The following is a 16,988-nucleotide window of genomic DNA, read 5'->3' on the forward strand; positions in this document are numbered from 1 at the left end:
GGGCGTAAAATCAGTTCAGTAAGGAAATCTTTACCCCATCAGCTTCAGCATGGCGGCGATGGGGATGTAAATAGACCCATTTTAGTTCCAGGCATTTTTTGAGATCCCGGCCAGATAGACTTTTTTATAACAGCTTTATAAATTAAAAAAATCTGCCATAGAGACAGATTTGTTTAATTTATAATTAGAGGTTTGCAACGTTATGATATACTTTTTGCACATCATCATCATCTTCAAGGGCATCAACAAGTCCTTCAAAGATTTCTAAATCTTCTGGTGAAAGTTCAACTTCTGATTGAGCAATCATTTCTAATTCTGTTGTTGAAAATTCAGTAATTCCAGCTGCTTTTAGCGCTGCAATTCCTTTGTGCAGGTCTGTAGCTTCAGTATAAATAACGATGTTTCCTTCTTCTTCGGTTACATCACGAACATCAACTTCAGCATCAAGCAAAATTTCGAAAATATGGTCAGGGTCTGTTCCTTTAAATACAATCACTCCAGTATTGTCAAACATATAGCTGACAGCACCTGCCGCTCCGATATTCCCGCCTTTTTTATTGAAAATTGTGCGGATATTAGCAATCGTACGGTTAACATTAGACGTCAACGTTTCAGCGATAACCATTGAACCATTTGGTCCAAAGCCTTCATAACGCCCTTGCACGAACGTTTCATCTCCGCCACCTTTGGCTTTATCAATAGCTTTATCAATAACATGTTTTGGAACCTGTGCTTGTTTCGCACGTTCAATAACGAATTTTAAAGCTGAGTTTGATTCCGGGTCTGGTTCACCTTGTTTAGCCGCAGCATAGATTTCTACACCAAATTTTGCATATACTTTAGACGTTGCACCGTCTTTAGCCGTTTTTTTAGCAACAATATTTGCCCATTTACGTCCCACTGGAAACATCTCCTCAAAGAATTATTTACATTAATGGCAGGTTAATAACCTGCATGTTTTTCTGCCGTATTATATCATAATATATAAATTCTCGTCTATGAGAAATAAAAAGTTCCAGCTTTTACGGAGGATTACTTTGATTTTAACAATAGCTAATATGGTGGGTAAGTCATTTTTTAATTTTCTTCTGGTTCTTTTTTTATTCTTAATAATTGAATCGCAGCAATAACGTCTTATTGATGGTGGTTTCGCTCAGCAGGTGAGGTGGAACGCTTGCACGTTTTGCGACATATTGTGGCAGAAACTTAATGGCGAAATTAAGAGCCTATCCCATTAGGGCTATTTTACTTGCCATTTTGGACCTGGGCAGTGCTCAAAATCCTCACGTACTACGTGTACGCTCCGGTTTTTGTGCGCTGTCCGTGTCCAAACTGGCTGCGCCAATAACGCCTGGTGGGATAGTCTCTAAGACGATATATTCCCGCCTTGAGCCGCGTTAATTTGTTGAATACTTTTAAATGGAGGTATACCTCTTGTAGGGTATACCTCCTGCTTTACGTTACCGCGCGATTAACGCAAATACGCCCCAGCCAAAGTATTCTCGCGTCCAGGTGACGTGACGTTTGGGGGCTACCGTCAGTTCTGTTCGAACCTCTTGCGCAAACTCATCGTCAGGGTTTTCCTCCAGCCAGCGGCGCATGGTCATCCACTTCGCGGCTTCATATCTGTCCCAGCCTTGCAGGTCCGCCAGCACCATTTCCACTACGTCATAGCCGAGTTGGTCGAAAAAGGCGACCAGCTCGGGCAGGGGGCGAAAATCGGCGACAGATGAGACGCCACAGGCGTGGGCGATCTCTTCCGTTGCGGGGATCTGACGCCAGTACGGTTCACCGATGAGAATGATCCCGCCAGGTTTGAGGCTTTTGGCCAGCAGATCTATTGTCCCCGCGACACCGCCCGCAATCCAGGTCGCGCCTACGCAGGCCGCCACGTCATATTTTTCCTCGTCGATATAACCGGCCGCGTCGTTATGAATAAAATGTACGTATTCACTGACGCCGAGCTCTTCTGCACGTTGTTTTGCCTGTGTGGTGAAGAGCGGGCTTATGTCAATGCCAGTACCTGTAACACCGTAATCGCGAGCCCAGGTGCAGAGCATCTCACCCGAACCGCTACCGAGATCGAGAATCCGCGTGCCTGGTTTCATGCGTAACGCATGGCCCAGCGTGGCGTACTTTTCCGCTGTAAACGGATTATGGATACGGTGTTCGCTTTCGCTAATGGTAAAAATACGTGGGATATCCATTGGGTTATTCCTTTTACTGAGGGCAATACCCTCAGAAGTGGATGCTTTTTCAGCCAGCAGCGCAAACAGCTTGCCTGCAAAAGTCTCGCCGACCGGCCAGGTGTGACTGTCCGGGCGCTGCAACACAGTGAAGCCAGCATCACCAAGCAGGCTGATATATTCATCATCGCGCCAGGCCTTCATTTGACTGCCGAAACGGGTGGTACAGCCGTTTTCCGCTATCGCCCAGAACTGCGTTGAGCTGGTTTGGGCCTCTTCATCCCAGGCATTTTCCGTTAACAGCAGATGAGGCTCGGCAAGAAACAGGCCGTGCGGACAACGCTGCCAGCCTGGCTGCGCCATGCCCTGGCGTTTAACTTCATCGAAGGTATGCACTTCAACAAGCAGTTTGCCGTCCGGTTTCAACCACTGCGCGCAATGACTGATGAGGCTTTGCGCATCCGCAGCGCTAAAGACATTCAGTTCCCCAAACGTCATCATAATGAAATCAAAAGGTTCCGTGGGGTGGTATGTACGAATATCCTGCTGAATGTAGTCAATATTCAGGTTTGCGGCTTGCGCCTGCTGGCGAGCCCATGTGATGGATGCCGGAGAGAAATCTACGCCTGTGCAGTGAAACCCACGCTCTGCTAACAGGCGGGTATAAAAACCGGGGCCACAGCCGAGATCCAGAATGCGGGCGCCTGCGGGTAACTGACGGGTAATCCATGTTACCTGTTGCTCAATCACGGTTAGCCGGCGGCTGGCCCAGTCGTGGTCCTGCGACAGATGATTTTCCAGCATGCGTTGGCTGAAGGCTGGCTCGTCCCAGGGGATTTTGCCTTCATCGGGTAATAGCCGAATGCGATGCGTTGCAAAAATAACGGCGCTGATATCCATCATCATCTCCTTAGCGATTGTCAGGCTGGGCGCGAACGTTGTTCAGCCCGGTTGTATTAATGCGGTAGGGCTGACCGTTAACGGATTTGATCAGCTTTTTGGTTTTGAGTTTTTTGAATACAGCGAGCGTGCAATCGGCGAGCAACAGCCCTTCGCGGCTATAGCACTCAACGGCGGTGACGCGGCCTGACGCATCGCGGATGTGCGTAATGCGTCCGCCTTTGGCGAGAACGTGTAAGGTACGTTGTTCCTGACGGGATAAATTCATACTGAAGAACCTGTTTAATCATCATAGGCAAAACGTGCAAACACACTGCGGTGTCCGCATTCGATTTCGGCGCATTGATAATCAGTCCGGCCTGAAAAGGTCGGGTAACTGATTATCAGATGATGACATTCTCCAGCATCAAAGCCTCGGGTTGAGTTGAAAGGTATTTACGTCGTGAATGATAACACCTGATTTCTGTAAGTGAATAACCGGGAGTGAAAAGTGTGATCTCAAAGGGAGGCTCATGACGTTTAGCGTATCAGATGAATAGCTCCCGCAATTACCATAATGAATATTGATTAAACTCATATACCCGATAATGGCCGCTTTGATAGTCTCGACGTATCTTTTGGCCGTTGACAGGGTTGTAGCGTTGGAAATCTTTTTTTAACCCGCTGAAAAATATCACTTAAATATTTTTCATACACAAACATTTATGGTCCGCTGAGTTCGGATCCGGTTTTGTATGGGTTAAAAAAGGTACGTTATGAAAGTCATATGGACTGTCACTCCTGTGGGGTATCAGCGCATAGCGAAACGTTGCCCTTCATGCAGCGTAAAACGGGACTTCACGCCTTCTGGGGCATTTCGGGTTAATTCGCAAAAGAAGGTACTCGATGTCTGGAGTATCTATAAATGCACACACTGCGATTACACCTGGAATATCTCCCTGTTCTCGCGCCTGCCAGTCAGCAAAATTAACCGCAATCTTTATTGCCGGCTGATGGCGAATGATGCTGCCACGGTGCAATATTTTGCTTATGACAACGCGATCCTGAAGCGAAACAATGCTGAATTATCGGGGCAGCCTGATTTTCACATTCAGGAACGGTGGCTGGTCAGTATCGCCTCCCACAAGCAGGTCAGTGTTAGCGTCAGGATTTCCCGTTCTTTTCAGGTCAGCCTGCTGTCGATTTTGAAGAAGCAACTCCTGCTAAGCGCAGCCGAAATCAAGAGACGGATTGAAACAGGGCAAATAAGTGGCGTCACGGTGAAAATGCTTAAATCGCGAAAACTGAAGAATGCGAAATATGATTTGCAGCTCTCTGTTGAAACACTGTATGACCGGCGAAGGATTGTTCTGACCCGTCGATAAAAACAATAAGCTCACCTTACGTTTAAGTGTGCTGGTATGGCAACGACGCAACGGAATGAAAGAAGGACTAAGGGACAGGTGAGCTTTAGTTGAATAACGCTTGTCTGTGGCATTCAGTGAAGACTGAATCGCCACGGATAATCCAGATTTTCGCACCAGTGACGATCAGCAGAATGACAAAGGGCGATGGGTTACAATTATCTGTAGAGTAAATAAATATTCACGCAACACCATTAAAAAATAAGAAAAAATGACTCACTGTTGAGCTGATATTAATACCTGAACCACTGAATTAGAGTAATGTGGCGCTATTCATAGCGTAATTTTTTCTGCTGCGGTTACAGGGGGAGGAATGCACACCTTTAGACCATACTCACTAAGGCATAGCGATCTGTTATATGAAGATATTCCGTTAGAAATACGCGAGCAAATAATCTTATTGATTATTAATACGTTAGGGAATTGCTCCTCTTTTTATGATATGACGTTATACTGCTATCATAATAGTCATTCTGACGAAGTTTATCGAAGAATATGTAAAACGTTGCGCAAAGAGTATGGCTTATTCACCTTATATGCGCATTCAACGTCATATCTGGATGAAATGAGTAATCTGTTATTAAAAACAGATGATAAAAGAAAACATATTGATACCATTGAGCTTGCTTTTAACTATATAGATACCTACCTTCGAACCTATGAAGTTACGCTTGGGTTAGAACCGGATAAGGCGATTAGTGAATTAAATAATATATTTCATGAGCATAGTTTAAAATATCGCTATGAAAATGGTAGAATTGTAAGGTTGCGCAGAATAAAACGGCTTAAAAACATATGTTATTATTTGTACTCCCCTGGAGAGTATGGCTTTGTCGAATATGATCTTATGGAAGCGTATAATCGCCTGATACTTAATGATTTTGCCAGTGTCGTAAGGGAATGTCATGCAGCCTTCAGAAGCGTTATTCTCAGAATTCATGAGAGAAAAGGTATCGTATATCATGAACAAGATAGTTTAAATACACTAATGGCTAATCTGATGGCGAGAGGCGTTATATCTGCTGAATATGTACATAAATTTCATTTTTTAAGTAACGTGCTGGAGTCAGAAATATTTCTGCCGATGGCGCCAGAAAAATCGCATCATCACTACGCAATGATGCTCCGTATCTCTGAAGAGTTGGCCTGTAGTATTTATTATCTTACTGAGCGGAGTATATTTTTTCTTACCCAGCGGGCTGAAGAAGATGGTGTCGCGCCATAATAATGATCGCGCTGTCGCTCAGTCAGACTGCATCATCGTTATTTAAATTTGTTCAGACGTCGGAATTTTTTGTTCTGCCGTCTGTTTTTTTAGTGATGAGCTGTTCAGTGCAATAATAAGGGGTACAGTACGATGACTGATTTTTAAACTGCATATCATCTGTGTCGCATTTACTCATGGGTATTGGGTCAGGGAGAGAGAAGAATGAGCACTATTTTAAAGCCTTTTTTATTGGCGGTAACCCTGATGTTAATCTTAATAAGGCCTGGCTTTGCAACGGAGGATGGAGCGATAACCATGGTTAAAACCTACAGCGCTTATGACTATTTGCAGACCCGAGCGCGGTTGATACACGCTGTCGCCGATCACGGTCTGGTGTTATTTGGGGAATTTGACCATGCCAGAGCGGCACAGAATGTTAACCTGAAAATGCCGCCGACAACGGTTCTGGTCTTTGGCAATCCTAAAGGCGGAACGCCTCTCATGCTGGCGCATCCCGAACTGGCGCTGGATTTACCGTTTCGGGTGCTCATTAGCCAGCAGGTCGATGGGCGAACGTTGGTCAGTTATCATCCCGCTGAAACGCTGCAACGTTATGGTCTTGATGCCGCAGACATACAGGCTTTGAAAAAACTGGAACAGCTCGTTGAAAAAAGTCTCCACTAAAGCTGAAAATCTGGCTTCAATCGGGCGATGTGTTTGCACAAGTGATGTCGCGAGTAAATGCGCTCACATCGTCCATTACCTGATGAGATAAGGCGGCATCGAAGGTGGCGCTATCAGCATCACAGAACCCGTGTCGCGCATCGTACATTTTACACTGCACCCGGGGGCGCTTTTCCAGCGTCTGTCGCATGGCGAGGGGATCAAATGCCGGCTCATAACGCGCGATAATAACCAGTGTCGGACAGAGAGGCGCAAGATGAAGGTACTGGCGTATACGGGAACCGTAATAGCAAATGACGCCATCGCATAACCCACTGGCTGCACTTAGCCATGCGAGCGTTGCGCCGACGCTATATCCTACGACGATTAACGTCTCATAATGCGTTCTGAGCTCGTGGAGTAACGTGGTAACGACGGCGGGATCAAAGCCGACATTTGCTGAAAAGTGACGGTAAGCCTCCTCCTGCTGTTCATAGCGAAAGGGGGTATGGTGAGGAAACAGCGCGGGAATATAGATGTCGAATCCGCGCGTCATCCATTCATGGCCTGCGCGTTGGATATGAGCGTTAATACCATAAATTTCATGCAGAATAATCGCTGCTCGGCGATGGCGGCTCGACAAACTGGAGGCGTTGCTTCCCCCGGATACGCCTGGGGCGAAAAACACGGTGTCTTTTATCATAACGCGTTCTTGATACAAAGAGAGCGGCTGGATTTTCGCCGATCACGCTATGTCAGAGACATTGTTCCTGTCAATGTACAGACACATTTTATGGCCTGATTTTTGGTTGATAAATTTTATATTGGTAAACCAATGTGCTGTTCATATTCAGGCATCAGGGCTAAAGGTGGAACATCAGTCGTGTATTGTCTACTGCCTTTCCTTTCATCTGGCCTCACTAGCGAAACGGGGCGCATTATTATTTTGTTGGTTGACCAGTTTCGCGTTTTTGGTGTGCTACGCGTGCTATCCCTCTTTACAAATGCTATAGTCTGATACCGGGAAATCGCATCGGACGGGCACGACCAATATGAAATCAAACACTTCTCAGCAAAGACCTTACCAGGAAGTGGGCGCAATGATACGGGATCTGATTGTGCAGACGCCGTACCGCCCCGGGGAGCGCTTGCCGCCGGAAAGAGAGATCGCTGAGAGGCTCAATGTGACGCGTACCGTCGTGCGTGAAGCGCTGATCATGCTGGAAATTAAAGGTCTGGTTGAAGTCCGCCGCGGCGCCGGGATCTACGTGCTCGACAGCGCGGATAATAACGAGATGGAAGGCGCTGACGTCAATCACTGTAATGACGCCGGGCCGTTTGAACTGTTACAGGCGCGTCAGTTGCTGGAAAGCAATATCGCTGAATTTGCCGCTCTGCAGGCCACCCGCGAAGACATCATTAAAATGCGCCAGGCGTTACAACTGGAAGAGCGAGAGCTCGCCTCCAGCGCGCCGGGCGGCTCAGAAAGCGGCGATATGCAGTTTCATCTGGCCATTGCCGAAGCGACCCATAACAGTATGTTGGTAGAGCTCTTCCGTCAGTCCTGGCAATGGCGTGAAAATAATCCGATGTGGCTCCAGCTTCATAGCCATCTGGGCGATACGCTTTACCGTAAGGAGTGGCTGGTCGATCATAAGCAGATCCTCGCGGCGTTAATTAAGAAAGACGCCCGCGCAGCGAAGCTGGCGATGTGGCAGCACCTGGAAAACGTGAAGCAGCGTCTGCTGGAGTTTTCCAATGTTGATGACATCTACTTTGATGGCTATCTGTTTGAGTCATGGCCGCTGGACAACGTTGATGCCTGATTATACCTGGAATAGCGTGGGCAGACCCAGTCCACGTTTTACTTCCTGTAGCGTCTTTTGAGTGACCTCATGCGCCCGCTCGCTACCTTTTTTCAGCAATTCCATTAGCATTCCCTTATCCGCAATAAAGGTTGCCCGTCGTTCGCGTATTGGCGCGATCAGTTCTTGCAGGCAGGTCTCCAGCTCATTTTTACAGACACGATCGCCTAATCCGCCTTGTTGATAATGTGCTTTCATCGCCGCGACTTTGGCTTTATCCGGATGGAACGCATCCAGCCACGTAAAGACGACGTTACCTTCTATTTTTCCCGGATCGCTAATTTTTAAATGATTGGGATCGGTGTACATCGCGCTGACCGCACGGTGGATGGTCTCTTCGCTGGCGGAAAGAAGCAGGGTATTGCCGAGCGATTTCGACATCTTGGCGCTGCCGTCAATGCCGGGCAGACGACCCGTATCGCTCAGGAGCGCCTGACAGGGTCGCAATACCGGCGAGGAGAAAAGACTATTCATCTTATGAACGATCTCATTCGTTTGCTCAATCATGGGCAATTGGTCGTCGCCAACCGGTACCATTTCGGCCTTAAAGGCGGTGATATCTGCCGCCTGGCTAATGGGATACGCCATGAACCCGACCGGCAGGGAACGGGTAAAGCCTTTTTGGGCAATCTCATTTTTTACCGTAGGATTACGCTCCACCCGGGCGACGGTAACAATATTCATATACAGCACCGTTAATTCAGCGAGGGCGGGTAACGCGGATTGCAGGCAGATCGTCGTTAGCGCGGGATCGATGCCGACGGCCAGATAGTCAGCTAACACTTGCGGAATATTATCGCGGATTTTTTGCGGATTACTGCCGTTATCGGTGAGTCCCTGCAGGTCGGCAATCAGGACATACTGTTGGTGATCCTGCTGTAGCGCGACGCGCTGGCGCAGTGAACCGACATAATGGCCGAGGTGCAACGAGCCGGTGGGGCGATCGCCAGTCAGAATGATGGGAAGGGTGCTCATTAAGGACTCCTTTATGCTTACTGTAAAGCCGAAAGACGTCCCGAAACGCAGTAGCCGCCTTTCGGCGGCTACTTAAAAAGGGATAGTGATCCGTGCCGCCTTCAGGAAGGCAGCCACCAGCGGAGATGACGTTGCGTAGCGTTGGATCGTTTCGTGTTCATGTGATCTAACGTATCACGACTAAACGTAAGGGTAAAGCGGCTGGCGTGTCGTCCGGGCATAAAGTCATATCGCCTGAACAGAGAACATGTTACTGACTTTGAAACGCGATTTTATAATTTGCTGCCCAAAAATACGTGGCGCTGAAAGGCGCATTTTTGATGCAAATCATTTATTACTGTGATAACACTGTGCGCGATAAAAACATTAAATATATTCACATAGTAAATATGTTCTATTGGAATGGTTGTTTTCGATATGACAAAAGTCTAAAAAACCCATTGATGTGAAAAGGAATAAGAATTGTCTATATTCCGATTCTGTGGAATTAAGTAATTTCTCGGATAAAAATAAGAAATGATATTGATATTTCTTTTTTGATATGGTTCTTATAGCGGCTATGGTTATTCAGGAAACGATGCTTGAATGCCAGGCGTAATAGATTTCAGGTCAGTAGCGCTATTGTAAAATGGATTGTTGATGGCAGAAGGTATTTAGCAAGAATCCAGTTATAGCAGATTGTCGGTATTTAATCTGGTATACAGAGACACCAACGAAATGGCTGGAAAATGGAACGTTCTTTCATTGTTGGCGTTCCGTCCTTGTCAGCCTGCTTTGCCGCATGATAATCACGGAGGGGGGATGGACGCCATCTATTTAAAACTGGACGGTATTGAAGGCGAAAGCCGGATCAAAGGTTTTGAAAACCAAATAAAACTTATTGCTTACAACCACAACCCGACGAAACGGGAGTCCGGCGAAGCGAGAGGGACATATATTGGAGGATTGACGCTGACAAAGCCTGTCGATCTTGCTACGCCTGGCCTCTATGAGCACTATTGTAACGGGAAAACGGTGAAAGAAGGCGTGCTGACATTATGCCGTCGTGATAAGGGCGCAATGCTGCCATTTATTATTTATACGCTCACTAATGTGCGAATTTCACGCATGAGCAATCATGGCGACGCCGAAGGCAGCGCCACGGAGACCGTGGATTTGGTTTATAGCCATATTCGCTGGGATATTCCCGCATTAGCGTCGAAAAGCAAAACACGGCGGCCCCTTCACCGACAGGCGCTGTGGCGATGAGGACAAAACAAGTTTGCGGACTCGCAGTGGGCGATGCTGTATAGCGAAATGGCATTTAGCGGCTTGCGAAGGTCGATGAGCGCTCATGTAACCAATCGATTGCCTGAAAAGGCGATAACGCGTGGCCCTTACACCCGTTATGATTTTTACGCATAGCCGCTAATAAAACGGCATTTTTTATATACACATCAAGTTGATAGTGTGTTTCTGACCTTGACGTAAATAAGCGGGAAAAGCGATGAAACACACCATTGGGATACTGGGGGGGATGGGACCTGCGGCAACGGCGGATATGTTGGAAAAATTTGTTGAATTGCGACATGCCAGTTGTGATCAACAACACATCCCGCTCATTGTCAGCTCTATCCCTGATATTCCCGATCGTACAGCATGTCTGTTATCCGGCGGGCCTTCGCCATACCGTTATCTGGAGCGTTATCTGCATATGCTGGAAGACGCCGGGGCAGAGTGTATCGTTATCCCATGCAACACTGCGCATTATTGGTTTGATGATTTACAGAACGTCGCGAAAGCGCGAATGATCAGCATCCTGGACGCTACCCTGGGGGATATTCCGCCATCGGCGCGGCACGTTGGTCTGCTGGCGACCAATGCGACGCTGGCGACCGGGTTATATCAAAAGAAAGCGCTGGCGCGGGGGCTGACGTTAATTCAGCCAGAAGACGCGGGGCAGGCGTTGGTAATGCAGGCTATTTATACGCTTAAACGTGGTGATAAAACTGCGGCGCAAGCGCTGCTGCTGCCGCAAATCGATAGCCTTATTGCCCGTGGCGCTCAGGCAATTATTATGGGGTGTACCGAAATTCCGCTTATTGTGGCCGGACATGAACGCGCGATAGCGTGCCCGATGATTGATTCCACAGCGTCGCTGGTGCGCGCGGCGATTCGTTGGTATGAGTCCTGGCCAGACACCCGCGCCTCTTTGACCGGGGAACAACGCCTTACCGCCTGATGTGTTTACAGCGCGGCCTGAAGCCCACGCAGGTTGCGCCAAAATGTTTCGGCTACCTGACTCATGCGGGTATTCATGCGATAAGCATAAGCCTGGATCGGGATAACCAGTTCGTCGGCATCAAGCACTATCAGGCGCCCGTCGGTAATCTCCTGACGGATAGCATACTCGGGCAACCAGGCGATTCCGCAGCCGTCCATCGCAACCTGTTTTAACAATTCACTCATCGAAGAGACGAAAAATGTACTGAAACTCAGTTCAGCATGGCGAGTCAGGGTACGATTTATCAGCCGGCCCATATAGGAGTTCTGACTGTAATTAAGCAGGGGAAAGTGCGGCTGCTCAAGCGTATAGCGCGGCTCGCCCCGGCCATTGTTGGCGCAAACCGGAAACAGTTTCGACTCAAACAGGCGGATGTTATCAAACGGCGCTTGTTGCAGGTTTTCATCGTGATAAGAAAAGATAAAATCGCTTTGCCCCTCACGTAACATATCCACCGCCTGGTCGACATCTATCGCCTCAACGGCGTAGGTAAACTGCGTCGGCATCTGCTTAACGATGGTCGGCAACAGGCCGAGGGAGAGCGAGTGGGCGGCGGCAATCTTGATTTTACGCAGCGTATAATCGCTGCCGCCGCGCAGTTCGGTCAGATTACTTTCCAGCTGCTGTAACAGGTGGCGAACCTGGGAGTGAAAGATTTTACCCTGTTCGGAAAGCTGTAGCGGCGAGACCTGTCGGTTAAACAGTTCAACGCCCACGGCATGTTCCAGGGCGCGAATCCGCCGGCTAAAAGCGGGTTGCGATACGTTGCGGATAATGGCGGCCTGAGAGAAATTGCGGCACTTTTCCAGCGTCAGAAAATCATACAGCCATTTTGTCTCAATATTGTGCAAACCTGCTCCAGTTACATCCATTTACCGTTATCCTGTCAGCCGCCCGAAGGGGCATTCTACGTCCATTCGGGCGGCTGACAACCGCTTATCCCGTCCTCTTTCAGAATGCCGTGATGGGGCAGCCTGAAACTAGCGGGAATTACGCCGGTTCAAAGGTACCTTTTACGCAGGCTTTCCCCTCATTGACCATGCGTTTGCCGCGCGCATACACCTGCTCAATGCGTAAATCTGCGCTAAAGACGAGCAGATCCGCATCGTTACCGGGACGGATTTCGCCTTTGCCGTCCAGACTGAGGAAGGCGGCTACGCTGGTCGTCAGCGGACGCAGAGCATCGGTCAGGCTGAATCCGTAGTGATTAACCAGCGTCTGCAACGTCTCCAGCAAACTTTCGAAGCCCGCGACGCCGATGCCCGTCAGATTTCCGGCAGCGTCAAATAGCGGCTGGCTGCCGTTACCGTCTGAACTGAGCGTCACCCGGGAAAGCGGGACGCCGGCTTTTACCGCTCTGGCAATGCCCTCCGCCGGCGCGACGGGATCCGGGATACTGGTGGTAATGTCGATCACGCCGCCTTTAAGCGCAAACGCCAGCGCCTGCTCGAAAAGCGATTCGCTACGGTTGACGTGGGTAGGCAGCAGTTTACCGATCGGCACGTCGCTGTTTTCCAGGATGTCATACAGCGGCTGTAACCCTTTTTTGCTGCTGCCCATATGAAAAACGCTGACACCGGGTTTACCGCCCAGCAGGCCGCCAACGCGTGATTCAGCGGCCATGCTGGCGAGTTGATTCCCGCCGGGCGCGGCGGAACGGTGGTCGGAGACTGCGCATTTCACGCCAATGACGCGGTCGATCAGCGCGACGTCTTTTTCTACCGAGCCAGTAATGGTCGGCGACGGAACGTGATAAGCGCCCGTGAGCATCCAGGCGGTGATCCCCTCCTCATTTAGCGCTCGCGTTTTGGCTAACAGCGACGCGGGATGACGGCTGACGGAGTCGGTGCCAAGCAGGCCGACGACCGTTGTTATCCCGGCTTCCGTCAGGCGGCTCAGGGAGACTTCCGGCGTCCGCGTCGTCGGCCCCGCTTCGCCGCCGCCGCCGATCAGATGAACGTGTTGGTCGATAAAGCCCGGGCACAGCATACGACCGCTAAGATTAATCACCGTACAGTCCGGTACGATATCGCCGGGGATGTCAGCGCCGACGGCAATAATTTTGCCATTCGCGAGCAGAACATCGCAGATGCCCCGGTCTTCTGGCGCAAACAGGTGCGCACCCTGTAATAAGGTAAACTCCGCGGCGGATAAATCAGGCATGATAACTCCTTATTAAACAATAAGCTGCATGACCCAGATCGACAGCAGCGCATTGATGGCGCAGACTGCGATAATATGCGGGTAATATTTGGCGTTGACTTCGGCAGTACCGAGACAGCGGCCGACATTCTGTACCGGGTTTCCCATCAGGTAAATGGCTGGCAGTAGTACGGTAACATCGTGGCCGCTTAGCGCGCCGGCGGTAGCCAGACTGGCCGCCACGCCAACGGCGCCGCCCATACTCATCAGCGAAGCCAGAAGCACCGTAGCCGCTTCGCCGGGAAGCCCCCACAACGCCATCACGGGCTGGCAGATATGGCCTACCCAGTCGAGCAGACCGGTAATTTTCAGCGCCTGAATAATGACAAATGCCATGACCACATTGGGTAACAGGTTGGTCGTGGCGATGGTAAAACCGCGGCGTGCGCCATCGATAAACATATCCATGACATTCTTACGTACCTGAGTCGTCATGATTGGGCTCCTTGCGCAGGGTGACGGCGTTCTTCGATGTTAATCCAGACGCGCAAAAGGTTTGCGCCGATAAATTTGAATAGCAGAATGACCACCAGCGGAATGATGACTGACGTTCCCAGAAAGGCGAATACCGCAACGCCGGAGGAGAAATAGTTGGTGATAATAGCGCTGCCGCTGGTCTGCCAGGCGGCAAAAATCACTTTATCGCGTTCAGTGATTTCGCCTTCCTGCGCCAGTTCTTTGGTCATACCCGCCGCGGCGTCGGTATTTTGCAGGTTGGCGATCAGCGCCAGTGAGCAAATGCCGGGAATGCCAAGCAATGGTTTCAGGATGGGCGTCATCAATTGCTGTGCCGCCCGCAGACCGCCAAGCCCATCCGTAATCGCGATGATACCCAGAGAAAGGATAACCGACGGCGCCAGCTCCAGCGCAAAAAGGAAGCCATCTTTCGCGCCCGTTCCGCCTGCGCCGCGAAAGGTCTGCGTACCGGTCACATGACCGAATGACCCGTTGAGTACGGTAAAATCAAAAACGCGCCACCAGCCTTCGCTTCCGGAAAATACGCCGGAAAAGAAAATAATGGTGAGAAAAAACGCCAGGTATCCCTTTATCCCGACCTTTTCTGTATCAAGCGGCATGGCCGCCCCGTCCACTTGTTGCGCCATAGCGATCCCCGAATTTTTTTGATGATGTGTTGGTTGTAGCCACAGGCCAAAAAGCCCGAAACAGAAAGACCTTATCAGCCATAAGGGTAAGGACAAAATGCAAGTATGTATCGTGCTATGCGTTTCTTGCATAACAGCGCGAAAAATCACCATCCTCGCTACTGCCGGAGGCGCGGGGAACCGTGGACGGTATAACGCGCGGTAAAAAAGCAAAGAAACAGGTGTTGACGCAGGCCGGAGCCGGGAGCAGGAAAAAGGGGAAATAAATTTGACGTTAGTCAATTTCACGCCACTTAATTATCGTTGTTAAAAAATAGAATTTTTTAACCTAAATTTTACTTTTTTACTGTAATTTTTCGCGCCTTAAGAGGAATTGTCACGGTCAGGTCAGTAGCCGCTGATGGGTCAGCTTGCGCCCTAAGAATCCTACGGGCAGGTAATAAAAAACGAATAATCGAATTAATTTCTTGATGTGATTTATTTGTAATTGTGATGATTTGAGAGGAAGCGATAATCATCATAATGGAATATATAGCCAAAATAATTCGAGTTGCTTAAAGGCGGCAAGGGAGTGAGTCCCCAGGAGCATAGATAACGATGTGACTGGGGTGAGCAACGGCCCGTCAGGGCGAGGCCCATGGATGGGCCGAGTAATCCCGTAGCCAACACATAAGCAACTTGAAGTAGGAAGGGTATATAAAATAATAGGCAGATTGATAACACTAAAAACCATAGAATAAGTATGGTTTTTAGTGGCATCTTTACCGTGAAATAACGTGTTGAGGATGTGCTATTAAAAACAGATCCGCATTGCGCCGCGAATAGCGTTAAAGATACAACCCGGTGCAGATAGCGCGGGTTTACTCTACCGCTTATTCACGTATCACAAACCGTTTTTGTTTTATCTGCTGCGCGGCGCTGATCAGCGCGGCAAAAAAGAGCGCCGCGGCGCCGCAAAGCGTGGCGTTGATAATTGCCGACGCGCCATTGCCTGACAGACTGGCGGCGAGCGGACCGAGAATTTGCCCAATACCATACGTTAGCGTCACCAGGCCTAACAAATTAATATTGCCTGGCGCGCTGAGCTGTCGGGCAAGCGGCATCACCAGCGAGGTTGTGCCCATAAACGTGGCGCCAAAACCAATACTGCTCAGTATTAACAGCAACAACGAGTCGCTGGCGAGAGACAGCAGCACGCAGGCGCTCTGGATCAACAGGTTCGCGGTCAGGCATGGCAGGACGCCCCAATGTTTTGCTGCCCACAGCCAGCCGAAGCAGCCGGGAATGATCGCCAGGCCGACCAACGACCAAAGGTGCGCCGTGAGTAGCGGAGAGCCCGCGCTTTTCGCCATCAGCGGCAAATAGGTAGCGACAATGATGTAGCCGAATCCGGCGAAACCGTACAACAGCGCCAGTTGCCACCAGGGCATAGGCTGATTTTCGATTCTTGCTAAGGGCGCAGGCGGCAGCGCATGAGCGCGGGGGGGAATCAATATTGCCACGATTAATAGCAATATACCGGCGAGCGCCCCGGCCCCCAGCCATAGCGAATGGGCCGAAAGCGCATAATGTAAACCGCCAATGACATATTCGTTACCCAGTGCAATCCCGGCCCCGACGCCGGAAAAGAGCGCGGCGATCACAAACGGATGGCGGGTATGATGCAACACAATCATTGATCCAAAAATCATCATTCCCGCGCTCGCGACACCTGCCAGAAAGCGCACCAACATGACGACCGCGGGCTGAGTAAATATCGCCATAGACAGAATAAGAATACCGGTGGCGACCGCCGAAGCCAGCAGCATGGGGCGTAGACGAGAGGGGAGATGAAAAAGGCCAAAGGAAAACAGTAAGCTTCCCGCCAGGTACCCTGCATAATTGGCGCTGGCAATCCAGGAGAGTTGGTTAAACGTTAGCTGCTTTTCCGCCAGCATTACCGGCAGCATGGGTGTATACAGAAAGCGGCCAACTCCCATCCCCAGCGTCAATACCATCATACCGAAAAGCGCCGTAAAAATGGGATGGCGAGGTGAAGCGCTCTGAGCATGAACCATGGTTTTTCTCTTTGCTAAAGTAAGGCAGGAATGCCGGATTGTTGTTGTAAATGATAATAAAAAGTAAAATTAATGTTTCAAGTTTGCAAGAAAAGAAAGTGAGGCGCAGGCGAATAACGGATTGAGAAGAGGGGCATTGGTGGGAAATGACATTAAATTAATGC

The 16,988-nt window shown here is 49.5% G+C and carries 16 protein-coding genes; 6 read left to right on the forward strand and 10 right to left on the reverse strand.

Going from position 1 to position 16,988, the window contains the following annotated elements:
• Positions 1-184: 184 nt before the first annotated feature.
• The 3 genes from NA197_RS15020 to NA197_RS15030 all read right to left on the reverse strand — a co-directional run bounded on the left by NA197_RS15020 (position 185) and on the right by NA197_RS15030 (position 3,354).
• Entirely contained in the window at positions 185-901 is a 717-nt protein-coding gene (locus NA197_RS15020; RefSeq protein ID WP_000532939.1) for a YebC/PmpR family DNA-binding transcriptional regulator, read from the reverse strand.
• Positions 902-1,460: 559 nt separating this feature from the next.
• Positions 1,461-3,092: a class I SAM-dependent methyltransferase gene (locus NA197_RS15025; RefSeq protein WP_077950663.1), complete on the reverse strand. Its 1,632-nt coding sequence runs from the start codon at positions 3,090-3,092 to the stop codon at positions 1,461-1,463.
• Between the two features lie 4 nt (positions 3,093-3,096).
• Positions 3,097-3,354 (reverse strand): YjhX family toxin, encoded by a 258-nt coding sequence (locus NA197_RS15030; protein WP_001054380.1) that lies wholly within the window; start codon positions 3,352-3,354, stop codon positions 3,097-3,099.
• Positions 3,355-3,841: 487 nt separating this feature from the next.
• On the opposite strand from NA197_RS15030, the gene NA197_RS15035 reads away from it, so the two are divergent.
• The 3 genes from NA197_RS15035 to NA197_RS15045 all read left to right on the forward strand — a co-directional run bounded on the left by NA197_RS15035 (position 3,842) and on the right by NA197_RS15045 (position 6,380).
• Positions 3,842-4,450, forward strand: coding sequence for a DUF1062 domain-containing protein (locus NA197_RS15035; protein WP_058116253.1), 609 nt, complete (start codon positions 3,842-3,844; stop codon positions 4,448-4,450).
• A gap of 352 nt (positions 4,451-4,802) precedes the next feature.
• Positions 4,803-5,714 (forward strand): STM4504/CBY_0614 family protein, encoded by a 912-nt coding sequence (locus tag NA197_RS15040; protein WP_064043138.1) that lies wholly within the window; start codon positions 4,803-4,805, stop codon positions 5,712-5,714.
• 204 nt (positions 5,715-5,918) lie between these two features.
• Complete coding sequence (locus NA197_RS15045) at positions 5,919-6,380, forward strand: DUF302 domain-containing protein (protein WP_064043139.1); 462 nt, start codon at positions 5,919-5,921, stop codon at positions 6,378-6,380.
• Positions 6,381-6,396: 16 nt separating this feature from the next.
• Here the strand turns inward: NA197_RS15045 and NA197_RS15050 are convergent, their stop codons facing one another.
• Positions 6,397-7,062 carry a dienelactone hydrolase family protein gene (locus NA197_RS15050; RefSeq protein ID WP_064043140.1) on the reverse strand — a complete coding sequence of 222 codons (666 nt, stop codon included), beginning with the start codon at positions 7,060-7,062 and terminating at the stop codon, positions 6,397-6,399.
• A 349-nt stretch (positions 7,063-7,411) separates the two neighbouring features.
• Here NA197_RS15050 and uxuR point away from each other — a divergent pair, with 349 nt between their 5' ends.
• Positions 7,412-8,185, forward strand: coding sequence for a Uxu operon transcriptional regulator (gene uxuR / locus NA197_RS15055; RefSeq protein ID WP_000841654.1), 774 nt, complete (start codon positions 7,412-7,414; stop codon positions 8,183-8,185).
• Here uxuR and trpS read toward each other — a convergent pair whose 3' ends face one another.
• Positions 8,186-9,199, reverse strand: a complete 1,014-nt coding sequence (gene trpS / locus NA197_RS15060) for a tryptophan--tRNA ligase (protein WP_023227010.1) — start codon at positions 9,197-9,199, stop codon at positions 8,186-8,188.
• A gap of 717 nt (positions 9,200-9,916) precedes the next feature.
• Between trpS and NA197_RS15065 the strand changes: the two genes are divergently transcribed.
• Both NA197_RS15065 and NA197_RS15070 read left to right on the forward strand, forming a co-directional pair.
• Positions 9,917-10,447, forward strand: a complete 531-nt coding sequence (locus tag NA197_RS15065; RefSeq protein ID WP_000907671.1) for an Hcp family type VI secretion system effector — start codon at positions 9,917-9,919, stop codon at positions 10,445-10,447.
• A 238-nt stretch (positions 10,448-10,685) separates the two neighbouring features.
• The gene (locus NA197_RS15070; RefSeq protein WP_000683247.1) at positions 10,686-11,420 is read left to right on the forward strand and encodes an aspartate/glutamate racemase family protein; all 735 of its coding nucleotides are present in this window, start codon (positions 10,686-10,688) and stop codon (positions 11,418-11,420) included.
• A gap of 5 nt (positions 11,421-11,425) precedes the next feature.
• Here NA197_RS15070 and hypT read toward each other — a convergent pair whose 3' ends face one another.
• From hypT to NA197_RS15095, 5 genes are all read right to left on the reverse strand, one after another.
• Positions 11,426-12,334, reverse strand: coding sequence for a hypochlorite stress DNA-binding transcriptional regulator HypT (gene hypT / locus NA197_RS15075; RefSeq protein WP_023234380.1), 909 nt, complete (start codon positions 12,332-12,334; stop codon positions 11,426-11,428).
• Positions 12,335-12,452: 118 nt separating this feature from the next.
• Positions 12,453-13,625 (reverse strand): beta-aspartyl-peptidase, encoded by a 1,173-nt coding sequence (gene iadA, locus NA197_RS15080; RefSeq protein ID WP_001113064.1) that lies wholly within the window; start codon positions 13,623-13,625, stop codon positions 12,453-12,455.
• A 12-nt stretch (positions 13,626-13,637) separates the two neighbouring features.
• Positions 13,638-14,099 (reverse strand): YjiG family protein, encoded by a 462-nt coding sequence (locus NA197_RS15085; RefSeq protein ID WP_000211979.1) that lies wholly within the window; start codon positions 14,097-14,099, stop codon positions 13,638-13,640.
• Complete coding sequence (locus NA197_RS15090) at positions 14,096-14,767, reverse strand: nucleoside recognition domain-containing protein (protein WP_000068752.1); 672 nt, start codon at positions 14,765-14,767, stop codon at positions 14,096-14,098. Before NA197_RS15090 ends, NA197_RS15085 begins: the two co-directional genes overlap by 4 nt.
• Before the next feature lie 872 nt (positions 14,768-15,639).
• On the reverse strand, positions 15,640-16,824 hold the full coding sequence (locus tag NA197_RS15095; protein WP_000233263.1) for an MFS transporter: 1,185 nt from the start codon (positions 16,822-16,824) through the stop codon (positions 15,640-15,642).
• Positions 16,825-16,988 lie beyond the last annotated feature (164 nt).

This window comes from Salmonella sp. NW884, assembly GCF_051700745.1.
In the GTDB taxonomy this organism is placed as follows: Bacteria; Pseudomonadota; Gammaproteobacteria; order Enterobacterales; family Enterobacteriaceae; genus Salmonella; species Salmonella enterica.